Annotated in this window: 7 protein-coding genes; all 7 read left to right on the top strand. The window is 71.8% G+C overall.

The annotated features are described in order from the left end of the window. Positions 1–22 precede the first annotated feature (22 nt). The 7 genes from pheT (at position 23) to H582_RS0119525 (ending at position 21538) form a co-directional block, all read left to right on the top strand. Positions 23–2458: a phenylalanine--tRNA ligase subunit beta gene (gene pheT / locus H582_RS0119555; RefSeq protein WP_028599896.1), complete on the top strand. Its 2436-nt coding sequence runs from the start codon at positions 23–25 to the stop codon at positions 2456–2458. Between the two features lie 218 nt (positions 2459–2676). Next, positions 2677–5691, top strand: a complete 3015-nt coding sequence (zapA, locus tag H582_RS30340) for a cell division protein ZapA (RefSeq protein WP_052333452.1) — start codon at positions 2677–2679, stop codon at positions 5689–5691. 479 nt (positions 5692–6170) lie between these two features. Beyond that, complete coding sequence (panD, locus tag H582_RS0119545) at positions 6171–6554, top strand: aspartate 1-decarboxylase (protein ID WP_028599895.1); 384 nt, start codon at positions 6171–6173, stop codon at positions 6552–6554. A 14-nt stretch (positions 6555–6568) separates the two neighbouring features. After that, positions 6569–19090: a non-ribosomal peptide synthetase gene (locus H582_RS28525; RefSeq protein ID WP_052333451.1), complete on the top strand. Its 12522-nt coding sequence runs from the start codon at positions 6569–6571 to the stop codon at positions 19088–19090. Next, positions 19087–19953: a CPBP family glutamic-type intramembrane protease gene (locus H582_RS28520; RefSeq protein ID WP_052333450.1), complete on the top strand. Its 867-nt coding sequence runs from the start codon at positions 19087–19089 to the stop codon at positions 19951–19953. The genes H582_RS28525 and H582_RS28520 overlap by 4 nt, the downstream gene beginning before the upstream one ends. Next, on the top strand, positions 19950–20753 hold the full coding sequence (locus H582_RS0119530; RefSeq protein WP_028599894.1) for a CPBP family intramembrane glutamic endopeptidase: 804 nt from the start codon (positions 19950–19952) through the stop codon (positions 20751–20753). The genes H582_RS28520 and H582_RS0119530 overlap by 4 nt, the downstream gene beginning before the upstream one ends. Next, positions 20750–21538, top strand: a complete 789-nt coding sequence (locus H582_RS0119525) for a CPBP family intramembrane glutamic endopeptidase (RefSeq protein ID WP_028599893.1) — start codon at positions 20750–20752, stop codon at positions 21536–21538. The genes H582_RS0119530 and H582_RS0119525 overlap by 4 nt, the downstream gene beginning before the upstream one ends.

The following is a 21538-nucleotide window of genomic DNA, read 5'->3' as shown; positions in this document are numbered from 1 at the left end:
GGAAAGAGAGGGGACTAGCGCCATGAAAATATCGACGAACTGGCTGGCGGACTACATCAGCCTTGAAGGGCTGACGCCGCAGGAGATCGCGGAGAAGATGACGTCCGGCGGCATCGAGATCGACGCCGTCGAGGCGATGGATAAAGGCGTAAGCGGCGTTGTCGTCGGCTACGTCAAGGAAAAGACGAAGCATCCCGACGCCGACAAGCTGAACGTCTGCAAGGTCGACGTCGGCGCCGGCGAGGACCTGCAGATCGTCTGCGGCGCGGCCAACGTGGACGCCGGCCAGCATGTGCCGGTCGCGACCGTCGGCGCGAAGCTGCCGGGCGGCCTCGCGATCAAGCGCGCCAAGCTGCGCGGCGTCGAGTCGCAGGGCATGATCTGCTCCGCGCGCGAGCTCGGGCTGAACGACAAGCTGCTGCCGAAGGAGCTGCAGGAGGGCATCCTCGTCCTGCCGAAGCTGGAGCTCGGCCGGCCGATCGTCGACGTGCTCGACCTCGGCGCCCATGTGCTGGAGCTCGATCTGACGCCGAACCGCTCGGACGCGCTCAGCTACCTCGGCGTCGCCTACGAGATCGGCGCGCTCACGGGCCGTCCGGTCAAGCTGCCGGAGAGCGCCGTATTCGGCGCGGCGGACAAGACGGCGGACCGCCTGTCCGTGCGCATCGACGCCCGCGAGGCGTGCGCGCACTACAGCGCCCGCTACATCCGCGGCGTGCAGGTCGCGCCGTCGCCGCTCTGGCTGCAGAACCGGCTGATGGCGGCCGGCATCCGGCCGATCAACAACATCGTCGACGTGACGAACTACGTCATGCTGGAATACGGCCAGCCGCTCCATGCGTTCGACGCGGACCGCGTGGCCGGCGGCAGCATCGTCGTGCGCTTCGCCCGCGAAGGCGAGGAGCTGGAGACGCTGGACGGCCAGCTGCGCAAGCTGCAGCCGCATATGCTCGTCATCGCCGACGGCGAGCGGGCGATCGGCCTTGCCGGCGTCATGGGCGGCGCGAACTCCGAGGTGGACGGCGATACGACGAACGTCATCCTCGAATCCGCCAAGTTCGACGGCTCCGTCGTGCGGCGCACGTCCCGCCAGCTCGGCCTGCGCTCGGAGGCGAGCCTGCGCTTCGAGAAGGAAGTCGATCCGGCGCGCGTCATCCCGGCGCTCGACCGCGCGGCTTCGCTGATCGCGAAGCTCGGCAGCGGCCTCGTCACCGACGGCATCGCCGAGGACGTGGCGCGCACGTACGAGCCGGTCGTCATCGAGGTGTCGCTGGAGCGGATCTCCGGCTATCTCGGCGCGGACATCTCCAAGCTGGAGGCGCAGGCGATCTTCGGCCGCCTCGGCTTCGACTCCGAGGTCGGCGACGGGTCGCTCCGCGTGCAGGTGCCGACGCGCCGCGGGGACATCTCCCGCGACGTCGACCTGATCGAGGAGATCGCCCGCCTGTACGGCTACGACAACATCAAGGCGACGCCGATCGTCGGCGAGACGACGCCGGGCTCGCTGACCGCGCCGCAGGCGGTGCGCCGCGAGCTGCGCCGCCGCTTGTCGGACGCCGGCCTGCACGAGGTCATCAGCTACTCGTTCACGGCGCCGGAGCGGGCGGGGCTGTTCCCGGACCTCGCTCAGGACGCGAAGCCGATCCGCCTGGCGATGCCGATGAGCGAGGAGCGCAGCGTGCTGCGCACGTCGCTGCTGCCGCAGCTGCTGGAGACGGCGGCGTACAACCGCAATCGCAAAAACCACGATCTCGCGCTGTTCGAGATCGGCACGGTGTTCCACACCGACGAGGAGACGCTGACGCGTCTGCCGCAGGAGAAGCATCGCTTCGCGCTGCTGCTGACCGGAGCGAGCCGCTCCGCCGCGTGGAACCGCAAGGCGGAGAAGGCCGACTTCTACGACGCCAAGGGCGTGCTGGAGACGATCTTCGCCGCGCTCGGCCTGAGCGGATCGGTCTCCTACGAGGCCGCCGCTCCGTCCGGCCTGCATCCGGGCCGCACGGCCGCCGTCAAGCTGGACGGCGAGCGCGGAGCGGAGACGATCGGCTACGTCGGCCAGCTTCATCCGGAGCTGCAGCTGGAGCTCGGCCTTGACGACGTCTTCGTCGCCGAGCTGGAGCTGGGCGCGCTGTACGATGCGGCCGACCGCTCGATCGTCTACCGCACGCTGCCGCGCTATCCGGCGGCCGACCGCGACATCGCGGTGACGGTCGACGAGACGGTGCCGGCGGCCGCGCTGGCCGCCGCTGTCCGCGAGGCGGCCGGCGAGCTGCTGGAGTCGGTGCGGGTGTTCGACGTCTACACCGGAGAAAAGCTCGGCGCCGGCCGCAAGAGCGTCGCGCTGGCGCTCGTGTACCGCCATGCGGAGCGCACGCTGACCGACGAGGAGGTCGCGGCGGCGCATGCCGCGGCGGTCGCCGCGCTGGAGCAATCTTTCTCCGCGGAATTAAGGAAATAGGCAGGAAACGCAGGAAGCCGCATCGAAGTAATCCCGCGAGGGAGCTGCCGATGCGGCTTTTCCTTGTCTGGAGGGGCGCGGCGAAGCCGGAAGGCCCTCTGGATCGTTCTTATCCACATGGATCTTGACGCCCTGAGACGGGCGATCGAAATAGACGGGCAGCAGGAGAGCAGCTCAACGAGCAACGGGAGGATACCGCCTTGAAGGAAGCCGATCGCTTGAGAGTAACGGTCGATATATACGGACATCAATACCGGTTGACGGGTCATAGCAGCTCGGATTATATCCGCCGGGTCGCGCAGGTCGTCGACGAGAACATGCACAAGCTGGCCAAGGGCTACCCGCGGCTGGACATGCCGAGGCTGGCGGTGCTTGCGGCCGTGCATATGGCGGAGGACGTATTCCGCTTGCGGCAGGACAGCGAGCTGCTCAAGGAGGAGCAGAGCATCCGCAAGACGCTCATGGGCGAGCTGGACAAGGCGCAGGCCGCGACGGAGCAGGCGCGCGAGGAGCTCGCGCGGTCCGAGCGGCGGGCGGCGGAGGAGCTGGAGCGGCTGCTCGGCGAGCGCGAGGCGGCGGAAGCCGCGCTGCGCGCCGAGGCCGAGGAGCGGCTGGCCGCCGTGCAGGAGGCCGTCAAGGAGGAGGCGCAGCGGCTGGAGCGCCAAAGCGCCGAGACGGCGGCCGAGCTCGAGCGGCGCTGGCGGGAGGAAAGAGAGCGCCTGATCGAGGAGAACCGCGTCCGCGCCGAGGAGCTGGAGCGCCGGCATGAGGCGGAGCGCGCCGAGGCCGCGCAGATGCTGGAAGCGGAGCGGCAGGAGTGGGAACGGCTCTACGAGGCGGAGGCGAACGAGCGCGAGTCGCGGCTTGCCGAGGCGATGGCGGAGGCGGAGCGGCGCCATGAGGCGGAAAAGGCCGCCGCCCGCGAGCAGCTCGAGACGGAGCGGCGCCGGCTGGCGGTGCAGCTGGAGGAGAGCCGCGCGGAGCTGGAGCGCCGGCTCGAGGAGGAGCGCGCCGAGGCGGCCGGCGTCTTCGAGCGCGAGCGGGCGGAGCTCGCGGCGGCGCATGCGGCCGAGATGGCCGCGCGCGAGGAAGCGTTCGCCGTCCAGCTCGCGGAGCTGGAGGAGCGCTTGCTGGAGCGCATCCATGAGCTTCAGGCGCTGCATGCCGGCGAGGCCGAGGCGCGCGAGCGCGAGCGGGCGGAGCTGGAGCAGCTGTACGAGGCCGAGTGCCGGGAGCGCGAGCAGGAACGCGCGGCGCTGCTGGAATCGAAGCGGGCGGAGCTCGAGACGCTCGAGGCTCGTCATCTGCTGCGCGTCGGCGAGCTGGAGGAGCAGCTGCTCGCGGCGCGGCAGCAGGGCGAGCGCAGCCTCGCCGAGCTCCGCCTGCAGCAGCGGGCGGAGCTCGAGGGCGCGCTTGCCGGCCGCGAGGCCGAGCATCGCGGCGAGCTGGAGCGGCTGCGCGCGGAGCAGGAGCTTCAGCTCGCCGAAGCGCTGGAGCTGGCGCAGGCGACGGAGGCTGAGCTCCAGTCGCAGCTGACGGAGAGCGCTTCCGCGCTGGAGGAGGCTCGCCAGCAGCTCGCCGCGCTGGAGCAGCGGCTGCAGCAGCAGCGCCAGGAGCAGCAGCGGCAGCTGCAAGAGCTGCAGCAGGAGCAGCTGCAAGTGCTGCAGGAGCTGCGCCAGGAGCAGCAGCAGGCGCTGGAGGCCGAGCGGCAGCAATTGCAGGAGCGCCAGCAGGAGCTGGAGGCCGAGCAGCAGCAGCTGCAGGCCGAGCGCGAGCGCGGCAGCCGGCTTGAGCTGAAGCTTGCCGCCGAGCGGACCGGACGCGAGGAGGCGGAGCGGCTGTTCGCCGAGGCCGGAGAGCGGGCCGAGGCGCTGGAGCGCGGCGAGGCCGAAGCGCGCGAGCGGCTCGGCCTTGCCGAGGAGCAGCTCGAGGCGTCGCGCCGCGAGCTGGAGGCGCAGGCCGGCCGCGCCGCCGCGCTGGAGGCGGAGCTGGAGCGGCTGCGCGCGGCGTCCGCCGCCGAGCGCGAGGCGGCCGCGAGCGAGCTGCGCGAGGCGCTGGAGCGGGCGGCCGGCGAGATCGGCCATGCGCGCGAGCAGGCGCAGGCCGAGGCGGCCGAGCAGGTGCGCGCGGCCGAGCGGCGCGCGGAGGCGCTGCAGGCGTCCGCCGCCGAGGAGGCGGAGCGGCTGCGCCGCGAGGCGGGCGAGGAGCTGAAGCTCGCGCAGCTTGCCGCGCAGGAGGAGCGCGAGCGGCTCGCCGCCGCCCATGCGCAGGAGCGCGAGCGGCTCGCTGCCGCCCATGCGCAGGAGCTGGAGCGGCTTCGCGCTGCAGCCGAGGCCGAGCGCGTCGGCGGCGCGGAGCGTCTGCGCGAGCTGGAGGAGCGAGCGGCCGGCGAGGCCGGCCGGGCGGAGGAGGCGCAGAGCCGCCTCGCCGGGCAGGGCGAGCAGTGGGCCCGGGAGCGGTCCGGCCTGGAACAGGAGCGCGACGCCGCCCGTCGCGAGCTGGCTGAGGCTCGCGACGACTGGTCCAAGCGGATCGCGGATGCCGAGGAGCATCTGATGCTCGTCATGGAGCAGGAGGAAGCCCGCGGCCGGCTGCTCGGAGAATCCCAGCGGCTGCTGCGCTCGACGCAGGAGGAGCTGGAGCAGTCCCGGCAGCGGACGGCGGAGCTGGATGACCGGCTGCGCGAGACGGCGAGCCGCCTGCAGGAAGCGGTCGCTTCCCGCGACGAGGCCGAGGCCGCCCTGCGGGAGCGGCTGGCCGCAGCCGAGGCTGCCCGGGAAGCGCTGGAGCGCCGCCTGTCCGAGATGACAGGCCAGGCCGAGGCGCTGCGCGAGCAGTCCGAGCGGGACTGGCAGCGGCAGCTGGACGAGGCGGCCGCCGAGCGCGAGCGCCTGAGCCGTCTTGTCGCCGAGCAGCAGGAGCGGCTCGAGCAGCAGTCCCGGCTGGAGGCGGACCGCGCCGAGGCCGAGGAGGAGCTGCGGCGCCAGCTGGAGCTCGCGCATCGGGAGGCCGCCGTCTCCGGCAGCGCGGTCGAGCGTCTGGAGGATGCGATGCGTCAGCTGGAGGAGGAGCGCACGGACAGCCGCCAGGATCTCGGCGAGCTGCAGCGCGACAACGAGCGGCTGACGACGGCCTACGACAAGCTGCGCACGGAATTCGAGCTGCTGCGTACCGAATATTCCAAGCTGCAAACGGAATATAACGAATGGATCGAGCTGATCGAGCAGAGCTGACGCCTTGAAGCGTGTCCGTCTCGAGCGGTCAAAAGAGGAGCCTTGCGGGCCAGAAACGGCATCCCGCAAGGCTTTTTCATTTCCCACAGGCGCAGTTGGAATAGAAAAGTCCCCCGGTGCCCAAGCACTTTTCTCCCTGTCGCCGCTTCCCTATATCCTCTAGTATTTAGGTGAAATAGACAATTTTAGCTCTTTGACAATGAGGAGAATCAGGAGATTGGACCTAGGGCTGCGGGCAGCCTTGCCTCGCTTGTTCCCGTGCCTTGCGGCATGCCGGTCCTTTGCTCCTGCAGCGCGTCCCCGCGGCGCGCGCCGCATCTTCGCTCATTCCCCCCACCACGACTTCCTTCGAGCCGTTTCGCCGGCGAGCTTCCATCCACTCTTGACGAAAGGCGGTGCCCTCGCTCCTGCGGCCTCCGGCCGCGCTGCGTCCGAACTCCCGAACCGATCGCTACCATTCCCAAGAGGAGAGTGTCCTTATGTTCAGAGAAATCCACAAATCCAAAATCCACCGCGCCGCCGTCACCGAGGCGAACCTCCACTATGTCGGCAGCATCACGATCGACCAGGACCTGCTCGATGCGACCGACATCTGGGAAAACGAAAAGGTGCAGGTCGTCAACATCAACAACGGCGCCCGCCTCGAAACCTACGTCATCCCCGGCCCGAGGGGCTCCGGCGTCATCTGCCTGAACGGAGCCGCCGCTCGGCACGCGCAGCCCGGCGACCTCGTCATCATCATGTCCTACGCGATGATGGCCGAGGAGGAAGCCCGCGGCTACGTCCCCAAGGTCATCGTCCTCGACGCGGACAACCGGATCGCGTCCGCCTCCTACCGCGAGCTCCATTCCACGACGATCTAGCGGAGGACGACATCATGGACTCCTTCCTCACGCTGACCGGGCTGCTCGCCGCGAGAAGGCGCGATGCATCCGGCATCGTCTTCGCCGAGCCGTCCGGCGAACGATTCCTCCCCTATGCCGAGCTGGAGAGCCGCGCGCTCGGCTGTCTCGTCTCCCTTCGCCGCCGCGGGCTGCGGCCCGGCCGGCATGTCGTGCTTCAGACCGAAAGCAACGCAAGCTTCCTGGAGCTGTTCTGGGCCAGCCTGCTCGGAGGCGCCGTGCCGGTGCCGCTCGCGGCGGCGCGGACGGACGAGCAGCGCCGCAAGCTGGCGGCCGTGCTCGCCCAGCTGCCCGCTCCGCTCGTGCTTGCCGATGCCGATCTCGCCGAGGCGGCGGGCGGCGCGGACGTGATCCGGATCGCGGAGCTGGAGCCGGCGGCGGACGGCGGGACGACTCAGCCGCATCGAGCCGATCCGGACGAGCCCGCGTTCATCCAATTCACCTCGGGATCGACAGGCGATCCGAAAGGAGTCGTGCTGACGCACGCCAACCTGCTCGCCAACATGCGGGGCATCGTCGACGGAGCCCGTTCCGGGCCGGGAGATTCCTCGCTCAGCTGGCTCCCTCTGACGCATGACATGGGCCTCATCGGCTTCCATCTGTCGCCGCTGCTGGCCGGCATGACCCAGTGGCTGATGCCGACGTCGCAGTTCGTGCTGCGGCCGATGAGCTGGCTGGAGCTCGCTTCCCGCGAGCGGATCACCTGCCTCGCCTCGCCGAACTTCGGCCTCCTTCATCTGCTCCAGCATTTCAAGCCGGAGCAGGCGGAGGGCTGGAATCTGTCCGCCGTGCGGCTGCTGTTCAACGGAGCCGAGCCGATCTCGGCGGACGCCTGCCGCTCGTTCCTGGAGCGGCTCGCGCCTTACGGGCTGCGGCCGCAAGCTCTCTTTCCCGTCTACGGCCTCGCCGAGGCGTGCCTGGCGGTCACCTTCCCCGACCCGGACGAGCGGCTGCGCACGGTCCATGTCCGGCGCGGACGGCTGCGTCCCGGAGAGCCGGTGCCTTTCGCGGCGGCCGGCGATCCGCAGGCGATGGAGCTCGTGGAGCTCGGCTCGTCCGTCGCCGGCTGCGAGGCCGCGCTGTTCGACGAGCTGGGCCGCAGGCTTGGCGAGGACGAGGCCGGGCTCGTCTGCATCCGCGGCCTCAACGTGACGGGAGGCTACTACAACCGTCCGGACGTCAACGAAGCGCTGATCCGGGACGGCTGGCTGAACACCGGCGACATCGGCTTCTTCCACGGAGGACGGCTCTATCTGACCGGCCGCGTGAAGGACATCCTGCTCGTCAACGGCCAGAACTATTATCCGCATGATCTGGAGGAGCTGCTGGCCGAGCTGCCGGCATGCGCAGCGGGCAAGGCGGCGGTCTGCGCCGTCGCCGACCCGGCGTCCGGCTCCGAGGCCGCGGCGGTATTCGTGCAGCATCGCGGCAAGCCGGAGTCGTTTCTGGACATCCGCCGCAGCGTGCGCGTCCTGCTGAGCCGCCGGGCCGGACTTGAAGCCGGCCCCGTCATTCCGGTCAAGCGCATCCCCAAGACGACCTCGGGCAAAATCAAGCGCTTCGAGCTGGCGGACGAGCTGCTCGCCGGCCGCTTCGACGAGGCGCTCGCCGCGCTGGAGGCGGCGGAGGCGGCAGCGCTTGCGGCTGCGGCGGCGGATATGCCCTCCGCAGCGGCGGATGCGTCCCTCGCAGTGGCGGATGCGTCCCTCGCAGCGGCGGATGCGTCCCCTGCGAAGGGGGCGCCGCCGTCCGCGTCAGCGGAGACGGCCGCGGAAGAGGAGCGGCCCGCTCCGGCGATAGGCGCCGGCGCAGGCGAGCCGCGCGGAGAGACGGGCAAGCAGCCGCCAAGCCTGTCGCAGGAGGAGACGGCGACAGAGCGCCGGCTGCTCGCGATCTGGCGGGAGCTGCTCGGCACGGAGCGGCTCGGCCGGGACGATTCCTTTCTCGAGCATGGAGGCAATTCGCTGCGCGCTGCCCTTGCGGCGGCCCGCATCCAGGAGGAGCTGGAGACGCCGCTGCCGCTGACGGAGCTGCTCCGGCACGATACGGCTCGCTCGCTGGCGGCCTTTATCGAGGAACGCAAGGCGGAGGGGGCGCGGATCGAACCGCCGGCCGAGCCGATCCGGAGGCGGATGCGCGCCGGCTATCCCGCAACGCCTGCGCAGCGGCGGCTGCATGTGCACGAGCAGCTGTACCCGGGCTCGCTCAGCTATCAGCTGCCGTACGAGATCGCTGTCGACGGCCCGCTCGACGATGACCGGCTGCGGCGCGCCTGGCAGGAGCTGCTCGCCCGTCATGACGCGCTGCGCACCTCGTTCCGCGTCGCGGAGGACGGCGTCCTCGTCGCCGAGATCGCGGACCGCGCGGAGCTGCCGCTTGCGACCGTCGACCTGACGGGGCTCGCGCCGCAGGAGGCCGAGGCGGCCGCGGCTGAGCGGGCGCGGGCCTTTCCCCGGCCGATGGAGCTGGAGCGGGCGCCGCTGCTGCGGCTGGAGCTGCTGCTCCTGCCGGAGGGGCGCCGCCGGCTGCTGCTCGACCTGCATCATCTCGTGACGGACGGCAGCTCGATGGGCGTGCTCATGCAGGAGCTGGCCGCCCTGTACGATGGCCGGCCGCTGCCGGAGCCGGCTCCGGGCATCGGCGACATCGCCGAGCGGGAGCGCGAGGAGGAGGGCGGCGCGGCTGCCGAGCGGTCGCGGCGCTACTGGCGGGACCGGTTCTTGTCCGGCGTGCCCGCCGCCGCTTTTCCGGCGGATCGGCTCCGCCCGGCACGGCCGACCTTCCGCGGACGGTCGGAGCGGCTCGCGCTCGGTCCGGAGCTTACGGACGGCCTCGGCCGGCTCGCGCGCCGCGCCGGGACGACGCTGTACGGCGCGCTGCTCGCCGTCTACGGCGTGCTGCTCGAGCGGTACGCGGGCGAAGACGACGCCGTCGTCGGCACGGCGTACGCCCGCCGCACCCGCCGCGAGACGGTCGGCACCGTCGGCCTGCTGGCGACGCTGCTGCCGCTGCGGCTGACCGGCAGCAGGGAGAGCAGCGTGCTGGACTGGGTGCGGACGGCCGGTGAAGCGGCCGCCGAAGCGATCGAGCACGGAGCGATCGGCTACGAGGCGATCGTCGAGGCCGTCGGAGCGGCTCGCGAGCCGGGCCGCGCGGCGCTGTTCGATACGGCGTTCACGCTCCAGAACGTGGAGCTGCCGGAGTTCCGCACGGAGGAGCTGGCGCTGCGGCCTGCGATGATCGAGACCGGCTCCTGCAAGTTCGATCTGTTCTGGGAATGCGAGCTCGGTCCGGAAGGGCTGTCGATCCGGCTGGAATATGCGGAGGACTTGTTCGACGGCGAGACGGCCCGGCAGCTGCTCCGCCATTACGCGCAGCTGGCCCGCGAGGCGGCGCTCGATCCGCTGCGCCCCGCCGCTTCTCTCCCTTTGATGGACGAGGAGGAGCGCGCGCTGCTGCTGCGGCGCGGCCTCAGCCGCTGGCCGGAAAAAGACGCCGTCCCGCTGCAGGAGCGGATCGGCCGGCACGCGCTGGCGTCGCCGGAGCGCATCGCCGTCTCGTTCGCAGGCGGCAGCTGGACGTACGGCCGGCTGTGGGAAGCTTCCGGACGCGTCGCGGCGGCTCTCTCCGCGCTCGGCCTCGGCCGCGGCTCCCGCATCGCGATCGCGATGGGCCGCTCGCCGCAGCAGCTGGCGGCGCTGCTCGCCAGCCTGCGGATCGGAGGCGCGTACGTGCCGATCGATCCGGGCTATCCGGCGGAGCGCGCGGCATTCATGCTGGCCGACGCCGAGGCCGACATCCTGCTGGCCGACGAAGCCGCGCTCCCGCTGTGCCGGCAGGCGATCGCCGCCTGCGGACGTGCGGTGCGGCTGATCGAGGCCGAGACGTTGGCCGGGCGCTGTCCGTCCAGCTCTTCGCCCGACTCGCCGCTGCCGCGCACGGCTTCCGCCGGCCCGGCCGGGGAAGCCGCGGAGCGCGCGGAGAGCTTCGTTTCGCCCGACGATCTGGCCTACATCCTCTACACCTCCGGCTCGACCGGCAGGCCGAAAGGAATTCGTACGACCCACCGCAACGTCGCGCGCGTCGTCGATCGGCCGGGCTATGTGGAGATCGGTCAGGACGACGTGCTGCTGCAGCTGTCGAGCTATGCGTTCGACGGCTCGACGTTCGACATCTATGGGGCGCTGACGAACGGGGCGAGGCTCGTGCTTGCAGGCAGCGACGAGGCGATGGACGCTCCGGCGCTCGTCCGGCGGCTGCGGGAAGAAGGCGTGACGGTGCTGTTCGCCACGACGGCGCTGTTCAACACGCTGGCGGCCTACGGCCTGGACGGGCTGCCGCGGCTGCGCAAGCTGCTGTTCGGAGGCGAGCGGGCTTCCGTCTCCCATGCGCTCAAGGCGCTTGCCGCGCTCGGCCCGGATTCGCTGCTGCATGTGTACGGGCCGACGGAAACGACCGTGTTCGCCACCGCCTGGCCGGTCCGGCCGCCGGCGCCGGGAGCGGCCTCGCTGCCGATCGGCTGGCCGGTCGACGGCACGGAGGCGCTCGTGCTCGACGCTTGCGGACGGCTCGCGCCCGATCTCGTTCCCGGCGAGCTGCATGTGGCAGGCGGCGGCGTAGCGGCCGGTTATGTCGGGCTGCCGCGCGAGACGGAGGCGCGGTTCATGCCGCATCCTTTCCGCGCCGGCGAGCGCATGTACCGGACCGGCGACCTCGTGCGGCGGCTCCGGGACGGCAGCCTCGAGTTCCTCGACCGGCTCGACCAGCAGGTCAAGCTGCGCGGCTTCCGCATCGAGCTCGGCGAGATCGAGGCGAGGCTGCTGGCAAGCGGACAGGCGGAGGAGGCTTATGTCGGCCTCGTCGGCGAGCCTCCCCGGGCGGAGCTGTGCGCCTATGTCGTCGCCGCGCCGGAGCGCTTCGACGCGGCATCGCTTCGCCGCTGGATGGCGGGCGGGCTGCCGCCGTTCATGCTGCCGGCCCATCTCGTCCGTCTGGATCGCCTGCCGCTCGGCCCGACCGGCAAGGTCGACCGCAAGGCGCTGCCGCTGCCGCAGCCGGGCGATGCGGCGGGCTCGGCGGGCGCCGAGCGCGAGCGGCCGGCGACGGCGAGCGAGCGCGAGCTTGCGGAGCTGTGGCGGGAGGCGCTGGGCCGGGCCGATGTCGGCGTTTTGGATTCCTTTTTCGAGCTTGGAGGGCACTCGCTCACTGCAGCCGCGCTGACCGGCTTGATCCATCGCCGGCTCGGCGTCCGGATGCCGGTGCGGGAAGTATTCGCCCGCCCGACGATCCGCGAGCAGGCCACTTGGCTCGACAAAGCCGAGCGCTCCGGCAGGGAGCCGCTGCTTCCGGCGGCGCCGGCGGAGAGCTACCCGCTCCATCCCGCCCAGGCGCGGCTCGCGCTGCTGGAGCGGCAGGGCGGCATCGGTCTCGCCTACCATGTGCCGCTGGCGCTTCGGCTCGTCGGATCGCCCGGCCCCGAAGCGGTGCTCGCCGCGCTGCAGGCGCTCGTCGACCGTCATGAGCCGCTGCGCACCGAGGTGCGGGATGCCGGCGGCGAGCCGCGCGCGTTCGTGCTGGCGCAGGCGGAGGTCCGGCTGGAGCGCATGCGGATCGCCGGAGAGGAAGCTCTGCCGGGGGCGATGAAGTCATTTCTCCGTCCGCTGCCGCTGGACGCCGCGCCGCCGCTTGCGGCCTGTTATGCCGAAGGCGGTCAGGGCGAAAGCTTCCTGCTGCTGAACCTGCATCATCTCGCGGTGGACGGCGTGTCCGTCGGCCTGCTGCTGGAGGAGCTCGTCCGCCTCCTGGAGGGCGGCCTGCCCGAGCCCGCGCCGACGGTCCAATTCAAGGACTACGCCGCCTGGTTGGACGCCGGCTTCGCACGCTCTGAAGCGAGCGTCGACTCGCCGGACGCCGGCGGCTCCGCGCGCTCCGAGGCGAGCGTCGACTTGCCGGACGCCGGCGGCTCCGCGCGCTCCGAGGCGAGCGGCGACTTGCCGGACGCCGGCAGCTCCGCGCGCTCCGAAGCGAGCGCCGCCTGGTGGCGCGAGCAGCTCGCGGCTCCGTTGCCGCAGCCGGAGCTGCCGCTCGACCGGCCGCGCGGGGCGAGCCGCTCCTTCGAGGGCGGGCTGCTGGCGTTCGATTTTCCCGAGGGGCTGACGGACGGCCTCGAAGCGCTCGCGGCGCGCTGCGGCGTGACGCTGAACAGCCTGCTGTTCACGCTGTACGGCGCGCTGCTCGCCCGCTGGACCGGGGCGGAGGAGCTGATGATCGGCGCGCTCGGCGCCGGCCGCTCCCATCCCGACACCGGCTCGATGATCGGCATGTTCAACTCGTTCCTGCCGATCCGGGTCGCGCTGCCGCGCGGGCTGCCGCTGGAGCGGGCGGCCCGGGACGTCCAGGAGCGGCTGCTGTCCGCGATCGAGCATCAGGAGCTGCCGCTGGAGCGGCTGCTCGAGCTCGCGGGCGGCCCGTTCGATCCGGCCCGCAATCCGCTTTTCGACACGATGCTCGTCCTGCACAGCCAGTTCGGCGGCGAGCTGGCGGTCCGCGGCAGCCGCTGCGCGCTGGAGCCGGTGCGCTGGGGCGGCGCCGGCACGGCCAAGCTCGATCTCAAGCTCGACCTGTACGGCGACGGTCCGCACGGGCTGCGCGGCGAGCTGGAGTACGCGGCGGCGCTGCTTCAGCCGCAGACGGTCCGGCGCCTGGCCGAGACGTGGATCGAGCTGCTGCAGCGGGCGGTCCGCGAGCCGCATGCCGAGCTCGGCGTCCTCATGCGGCTGACCGGCTCGGAAGCGCGGCTGCTGGAACAGTGGAACGCGACGACGGCCGCGTACCCGGATCGAAGCACGCTGCACGGCCTGTTCGCCGAGCAGGCGCGGAGAAGCCCGGACCGTCCCGCGGTCCGCTCCGCCGAAGGCGTCTGGACGTACCGCGAGCTCGACCGCGTCTCCTCCCGCATCGCCGTCCGCCTGCGGGCTGCCGGCGCCGGCCGGGACGCGATCGTGGCCGTTGCGGCGCGCCGCTCGCTGGCGATGATGGCCGGCCTGCTCGCCGTGCTGAAGGCCGGGGCCGCCTACTTGCCGATCGACCCGGACCAGCCGCCGGAGCGGCTGCGCGGCATCGCGGACGACAGCGGCTGCGGGCTGCTGCTCGCCTCGCGAGGCGCCTGCATGGAGCTGGCGGACGCGGAGCCGAGGCGGCTGCGGCTGGAGCTGGAGACGCTCGTCGCGGAGGCGCTGGCCGCGGAGGCGTCCGCGCCGGGCGAGCTCCTGCCGGAGCTCGACGCTGCGGCCGAGGCATCGCCCGAATCGCTCGCCTACGTCATCTACACGTCCGGCTCGACCGGGCGCCCCAAGGGCGTGCTGATCGAGCACCGGGCGATCGTCAACCGGCTGAGCTGGATGCAGCGCGCCTATCCGCTGACGGAGGACGACGTCATCCTGCACAAGACGCCAGCCACCTTCGACGTATCGGTGTGGGAGCTGTTCTGGTGGAGCCTCGCGGGGGCGTCGGTCCATCTGCTGGAGCCTGGCGGCGAAAAGGATCCCTCGCTCCTGCTGCGGGCGATCCGCGAGCAGGGCATTACGACGATGCACTTCGTGCCGTCGATGCTGGGGACGTTCCTTCCGTATGCGGCGGCCTTCGGCGGCAGCCGGCCGCTGGCCGGCCTGCGGCTCGTCTTCGCAAGCGGCGAGGCGCTGAAGCCGGCCCACGCCGCCCAGCTGGCGCAGCTGCGGCCTGCGGGCAGCCCGCTGCCGAGGCTCGTCAATCTGTACGGCCCGACGGAGGCGGCCGTCGACGTCAGCCATTACGACTGCGCCGAGTACGGCGGCGGACCGCTGCCGATCGGCCGCCCGATCGACAACATCGCCCTGCATGTGCTGGACGAGCGGCTGCAGCCGCTGCCGCCGGGCGCGCCGGGAGAGCTGTGCATCGCCGGAGCCGGACTTGCCCGCGGCTATTTGAACCGGCCCGAGCTGACGGCGGAGAAGTTCGCCGCGCTGGCGGACGGCACGCGCGTCTACCGCACGGGCGACGAGGCGCGCTGGCTGGCGGACGGATCGCTGGAATACCGCGGCCGCTTCGACCATCAGGTCAAGCTGCGCGGCCAGCGGATCGAATGCGGCGAGATCGAGCAGGCCGCGATGGACGTTCCCGGCGTCCTGGACGCCGTGGCGATGCTCGCGGACGATCCGCTCGGCGAGCCGCAGCTATGCCTTTACGTCGCCTGCGGGCTGACGGAGCCTGAGCGCGCCGAGCTGGCCGCGAGGACGCTGCCGCAGCGGCTTGCCAGGCGGCTGCCCGATTACATGCTGCCGGCGCGGTTCGTGGCGCTGGAGTCGTTTCCGCTGACGCCGAGCGGCAAGACCGACCGCAAGCGGCTGCCGGCGCCGGACTGGAGCGGGGGAGCGCCGACGGGCAGGCAGCCGGCCGGCGAGGCCGAGCGGAGGCTGGCGGAGCTGTGGACGGAGCTGCTCGGCGTCCGGGATTTGACGGCGGAGACGCATTTCTTCCGCGCCGGCGGCCACTCGCTGCGCGCGGCGCAGCTGGCCGGAGCGATCGAGCGGACGTTCGGCGTCCGGTTCTCCTTGCGGGATGTGTTCGAGGCTCCCGTGCTGGAGGAGATGGCGCTGCGGGTCGGCCGGGCCGAAGCATCCGGATCGCCGCCTCTTCCGTCGGCGGGAGAGCGCGGGCATTATCCGCTGACGCCGGCCCAGAACCGGCTGTTCATCCTGCATCGGCTCGATCCGGACGGCATCGCCTACAACCTGCCGCTCGGCCTCCGGCTGGAGGGAGAGCTCGATGAAGAGCGGCTGCAGCGAGCGCTGCGCCGGCTGGTCGAGCGCCACGAGGCGCTGCGCACCCGCTTCGGCTGGAGCGACGGCCATCCGGTCCAGATTGTCGAGCGCGATGTCGTCCTGACGGCAGAGCGGCTTGCCGGGACGCTGGAGGAAGCGTCGGCCGGCTTCGTGCGGCCGTTCGATCTGACGCAGGCGCCGCTGCTGCGCGCCGGCCTGCTGCGGGACGAGCGCGGAGGGGCGCTGCTGCTCGACATGCACCACATCGTCTCCGACGGCCTCAGCCTGAACGCGCTGGCGCGGGACTTCGCGGCGTTTTATGACGGCAGGGAGCCGGAGCCGCTGGCGCTGCGGCTCGTCGACGCCGCCGTCTGGCAGCGGAGCTGGCTGGAGACGCCGGAGCGGGAGCGGCAGGAGCGCTACTGGAAAAGCAAGCTTGCCGGCCCGCTGCCGGCGCTCGACCTGCCGCTGGCGAGTCCGCGTCCGGATCGTCCGGACGGGCGCGGCGGCCGCGTCGCCCGGATGCTGTCGGAGCCGGTCCGCCGCTCGGCGCTGCGGCTCGCGGAGCAGCTGGAGGCGACGCCGTATCAGGTGCTGCTGGCCGCATATGCCGCGCTGCTTTATCGGATGACCGGGGAGGAGGACCTGATCGTCGGCACGCCGGCAGGCGGGCGCTTCCACCCCGATCTGCAGCCGGTCGTCGGCATGTTCGTGCAGACGCTGCCGCTGCGCCTGCCCGCCGCGGGAGCGTCGAGCTTCCGCGAGCTCGTCGCGGCGGCGGGGCGCGCCAGCGTCGAGGCGATGGACCACGGGCAGCTGCCGTTCGAGCTGCTGGCCGCCTCGCTCGGCGCCGGCCGCGATCCGAGCCGCAACCCGGTGTTCGACACGATGTTCGTCTGGCAGAACATGGAGCCTCCAGTCCGCGAGGCCGGCGGGCTGCGGCTCGAGCCGTTCCGGCTGCGGCAGGACGCCGCCAAGCTCGACCTCACCTTCGAGCTCGCGGAGCGCGAGGCCGGCGTGGAGCTGACGGTCGAGTACGCGTCGGTGCTGCTGACGGAGGAGGACGCCAGCCGCATGGCCGGCTGGTACGTGGCCTTGCTCGAGGCGGCCTGCGCCGATGCCGGCCGGCCGCTCGCCGAGCTGCCGCTTCTGACGGCGGCGGAGGAGCGCGAGCAGGAGCGGCGCTTCCAACCGGCGGATGCGATCGCGATCGGTCCGGCGGAGCCCGTCTTCGCCGCAGCGGCGGGACCGGCTACGCTGGACGGCGTGCTGCGCCGGCAGGCGCGGCTGACGCCGGAGGCGCTCGCCGTGAGCAGCGCGCACGGATCGCTCACCTACCGCCAGCTCGACGAGGCGTCGAACCGGCTCGCCCGCGAGCTGCTGGCCCGCGGCGTCGCAGCGGAGGCGCTCGTCGCTGTCTGCATGGAGCGCCGCCCGGAGCTGATCGTCGCGATCTACGGCATCCTCAAGGCGGGAGCCGCCTATGTGCCGCTGTCGCCGTCGCTGCCGGCGGAGCGTATCGCCTACATGCTCGCGGACTCCGGCGCGCCGCTCGTGCTGACGGCCGGGGACGTCCGGCTGCCGGAAGGGGCGGCGGCGACGCGCCTCGACGTCGCGGAGGCGGTCGGCCGCCACGACGATCCGGCGCCGCCGCCGGCCGGCCACGGCGGAGGCAGCCTGGCCTATGTGCTCTACACCTCCGGCTCGACCGGACGGCCGAAGGGCGTCATGGTCGAGCATCGCTCCGTGCTGAACCGGCTGCGCTGGATGCAGCGGGCCTATCCGCTGGCGCCGCAGGACGTCATCCTGCAAAAGACGCCCGTCACCTTCGACGTCTCCGTCTGGGAGCTGATGTGGTGGAGCTTCGCCGGAGCGTCGGCGCATCTGCTGGAGCCGGGCGGCGAGAAGGACCCGTCTGCGATCGCGCGCGCGGTCGCCGAGGCGGGAGTGACGACGATGCACTTCGTGCCGTCGATGCTGCATCTGTTTCTGGAGGATGCGGCGGCGCGGCAGGCGGCGCGAGCCGGCTCGCTGGCGACGCTGCGCACCGTCTTCGCGAGCGGCGAGGCGCTGGGCGCGAGCCTCGCCGAGCGGTTCGAGGCCCGCATCCGCAGCGCCTGCGGGGCGGAGCTGGTCAATCTGTACGGTCCGACGGAGGCGACCGTCGACGTCGCCTTCTACAACTGCAGCCGCGAAGGCTTGCGCGGCGGCGGCGTGCCGATCGGCCGGCCGATCGACCGGACCGCGCTGTACGTCGCGAGCCCGGGGCTGCGGATGCAGCCGCCCGGCGTGCCGGGCGAGCTGTGCATCGCCGGCATCGGCCTCGCCAGAGGCTATCTCGGACGGGACGAGCTGACGCGAGAGAAGTTCGTGCCGAACCCGTTCCGCGGCGGCGGCCGTCTGTACCGCACCGGCGATCTGGCCCGCTGGCTGCCGGACGGGCAGCTCGAATACTTGGGACGGCTCGACCATCAGGTCAAGCTGCGCGGCTACCGGATCGAATGCGGCGAGATCGAGGCCGCGCTGCAGCGCGATCCCCGCATCGGCGAGGCGGCCGTGCTGCTGCGCCGCCGCGCCGGAGACGAAGGGGCCGATTATCTGTGCGCTTACTATACGGCCGCAGCGATCCTGCCCGAGCGGGAGCTGCGCGAAGCGCTCGCCCGCGAGCTGCCCGACTATATGATTCCGGCCGCGTTCGTCCGGCTGGAGCGCATGCCGCTCTCGCCGAGCGGCAAGACCGACCGGCGGGCGCTGCCGGAGCCGCAGCCGGCCGATCCGGCCGGCGAAGTCCGCGAGCGGCCCGGGACGGAGACGGAGCGGACGGTGTCGGCGCTGTGGGGCGAGCTGCTCGGCGGCGGGGAGCCGGACGTCCGGCGCAGCTTCTTCGAAGCCGGCGGCGACTCGCTGCTGCTGCTGCGGCTGCATCAGCGGCTGGAGGAGCGCTATCCCGGCGCGCTGCAGGTCGCCGATCTGTTCAGCTACCCGACGGTCCGCAAGCTGGCCGCGCGCATCGACAGCAGGTCCGGGGACGATGCCGTCCTCGAAGGGCCGGTCGTGGCGCTTCCCGGCGAGCCGCCGCAGACGGTCCGCTCGGGACCGAGGGAGGGCCGGCTCGACATCGAGCTGGAGCCTGCCGCCGCCGCCCCTCTGGCCGCCATGGCGCAGGAGCGCGGCGCGCGGCTCGAAAGCGCGCTGCTCGGGCTGTACCTGCTCCACTGGAGCCGGACGGCTGGCGCCGAGCGCATCGGAGTCGCCGCGACGGTCGGCCAGGGGCGGATTACGGTATGGAACGCCGATTTTCGGGAGCTGGCAAGCATGGAGCAGCTGCTGGACGCGGCCGAAGCGGCGCTGGCCTCCGGCGTCGGCATCCCCGCGGAGCGCATCCGCCGCGTCCGCCCGTCCGCCGGCCGCTGGAGCGCCGCTCCGCTGTTCCGGCTCGAATCGCCGGAGACGCCGCTGCCGCCGGCAGGCGAGCTGCTCGACCGCTTCGATCATCAGCTGAGCGTCTGGGCCGGCGAGCCGGGCTTGCCGCTCCGCTGCTCCTGGACCTACGCCGCCCGGCAGTTCCCGGCCGAGCTCGTCCGAGGCTGGGCCTCCGGCTATGCCGAGCTGCTGCGCGGCGCGGCGGCTCTGTACCGGGAAGCCGCCGCGAGCCGGCCGGACGAGCAAGACCAAGGAAAGGGGATCATCTCCTCATGAAAAAGATCGCCTTCGCGATCGCCCGCATCGCGTTTTATCTCGGCGTGTTCTACGCCCTGCTGTACGGGCTGAACCATCTGTACCGGATCGACTGGACCGCTCCGTTCGTCGAGCTGCTCGGCCGCAATCCGGCCTTGTTCATGGCGACGCTGTTCGCGTCGATCACGCTTGTCTACGCGCTTGCCTTCGCAGGCGTCCGCCGCCTGACGCGCGGCGGATCGCCCTCGCTGGCCGAAGCGGCGGGACTGCGCCGCCTGCCGGCTGGAGCCGCGCTCGGCTGCGCGCTCATCGGCGTGCTCGGCTGCCTGTTCAGCATCGGCCTGATCGAGATTCCCGCCGTCGCGGAAGCCTATCCGTCGATTCCGGCGCTCGTGGACGACCTGCTGCGCGGCGATCATCTGCTGCTCGCCATCCTCGGAGCGGGACTTGTCGCTCCGGCTTACGAGGAGCTGCTGTTCCGCGGGCTCATCCTGCGGGAGCTGCGAGGCATGATGCCGGCCGCGGCGGCGCTGCTGCTGCAGGCGCTCGCATACGCCTATTTCCAGCCGAGCCCGGCGCTCTCGGCCATCGGCTTCGGCTCGGGGCTGCTGTACGGCTACCTGCGCCTCTCGCTGAACTCGCTGTGGGCGCCGATCCTCGTGCAGATCACGGCGATGAGCCTGATCTTCGCGGCCAAGCCGGCCGGCGTCTACGAGGCGGTCGGCTCGCTGGGCGGGGCCGGCGCGGCGTCGGTCGCGGCGGGCAGCCTGCTGCTGATGCTCGCCGCCGCCGGATGGCTGCGGCTCCGCTACGCCTCGCGGCAGCGGCTGGCGGACGCCGCCGGCGAGCGCGCGAATTTGAGGGAAAGGACGGTCCAAGGATGAACAAATGGAAAGACGGCCTGCTGCGTCCCGTCGTCATCATCGGCATCTATTTCGCCTGGTTCTTCACGGTTACGACGCTGTTCTTCGACTATGTGTACCGGGATACGGCCTGGTTCCAGAAAAATACGCTCGTCACGATCCTGCTCAACGACATCGTCGGCCTGCCGCTCATGATCGGCGCGATCTGGCTGCTGTTCCGCCAGAATCTGTTCCGCGAGGCCCGCTTCCGGCGGATCGAGCCTTCGTCCGTGCTGATCTGCGTCTGGATCGGCCTCGGCGCCGGGCTGTTCACGGCCGCGTTTTCGCAGCTGCCGCTCATCCGCTCGTCGGACTACCAGTTCCAGACGCTGTTCGACTACATCAACCGCGCCGACTGGTATGTCTTTCTCGGATTCCTGCTGCTCGGCAACGTGTATAAGGAAACGCTGTTCCGCGGGCTGCTGCTGAACAGCTTCCGCCGGCTCATGCCGGTGTGGGCGGCGATCGCGCTCCAGGGGGCGCTGTACGGCGCGCTGTTTTTCCTCGGCGACGTGCCGCTGTCGCTCTACGGCTTTCTCGGAGCGGTGCTGTTCGGCCTGCTCTACGTCCGGCTCGACTCGATCTGGGCCCCGATCGCCGCGCAGATCGCCTGCCAGGGGCTGCAGTACGCGCTTTGGCATTACGCGCCGGATCTCGGCGGCGCATCGGCGCTCTCCGTCATCATGGCCGCTTCGCTGGCGATGATCGCCGCGGGCGTGCTGCTCCTGTTCAAAAGGCGGCCGGCGGAAAAGGCGCCGGCCGGAAGGACGGCGAGCGCATGAGAACGCTGCGCGCGTTCGCCGAGGCGCTGCTCTATGTCGGCCTGTACGCCGCCATCCTGACGCTCGCCAGCAGCTATCTGTACGGCAGCGGCTCGCCGTCCGCCCTGCGCGAGTGGCTCGCCGCCAATCCGAACGGCCTGCTGCTGCTCGTCAATCCGCCCGTGCTGCTTGCCTATGCGCTGCTGCTGCGGCTGCAGCGCGTCGGGGCGGCGGAGCTCGGCCTCGGCCGGCCCCCGCGCGGATGGGCGGCCCCGGCTCTGTCGGGCGTCTGGCTCGGGCTGTTCATCGCCTCGTTCACCGGCCTGCCGCTCGTCCGCGAGGAGCTGCCTGCGATCGCCGGACTGGCCGGCTTCGTGGCCGGCGGCAGTCCGCTCGTCTTCCTGCTCGGCAGCCTGCTGCTCGGCTCCTTGCTGGAGGAGCTGCTGTTCCGCGGCCTGCTGCTGCGGGCGTTCCGCCGCAGCTTCGGCCTTGCCGCCTCCGTCGCGCTGCAGGCGCTGCTGTTCGGCGCGGTGTTCCTGAATGTCCAGACCGGCCTGTTCGCGGCGCTCGGCGCGCTCGTCTACGGCCTGCTGCGCGCGGCGGGCGGCTCGCTCTGGATCTCGCTCGGCGCGCATCTGCTCAGCACCGCCTCCGTTTATGCCGCGGCGCTCCTGCTGCGCGGCGCTCCGGCCAGCCTGCTGCTGATCCTCGCGGCGGGCAGCGCGGCGGCGCTTGCGCTGCATCTGGCGCTGACGCTCGGAGGCGGCCGCCGTGCGGCGGCTCCGCGGCTCGAGGCGCGCGGCTGA

The sequence above is a fragment of the Paenibacillus pasadenensis DSM 19293 genome (genome assembly GCF_000422485.1).
GTDB lineage: Bacteria > Bacillota > Bacilli > Paenibacillales > Paenibacillaceae > Paenibacillus_O > Paenibacillus_O pasadenensis.
The sequence above is the reverse complement of the archived record's forward strand: the minus strand, read 5'-3'. Positions and strand labels throughout refer to the sequence as shown.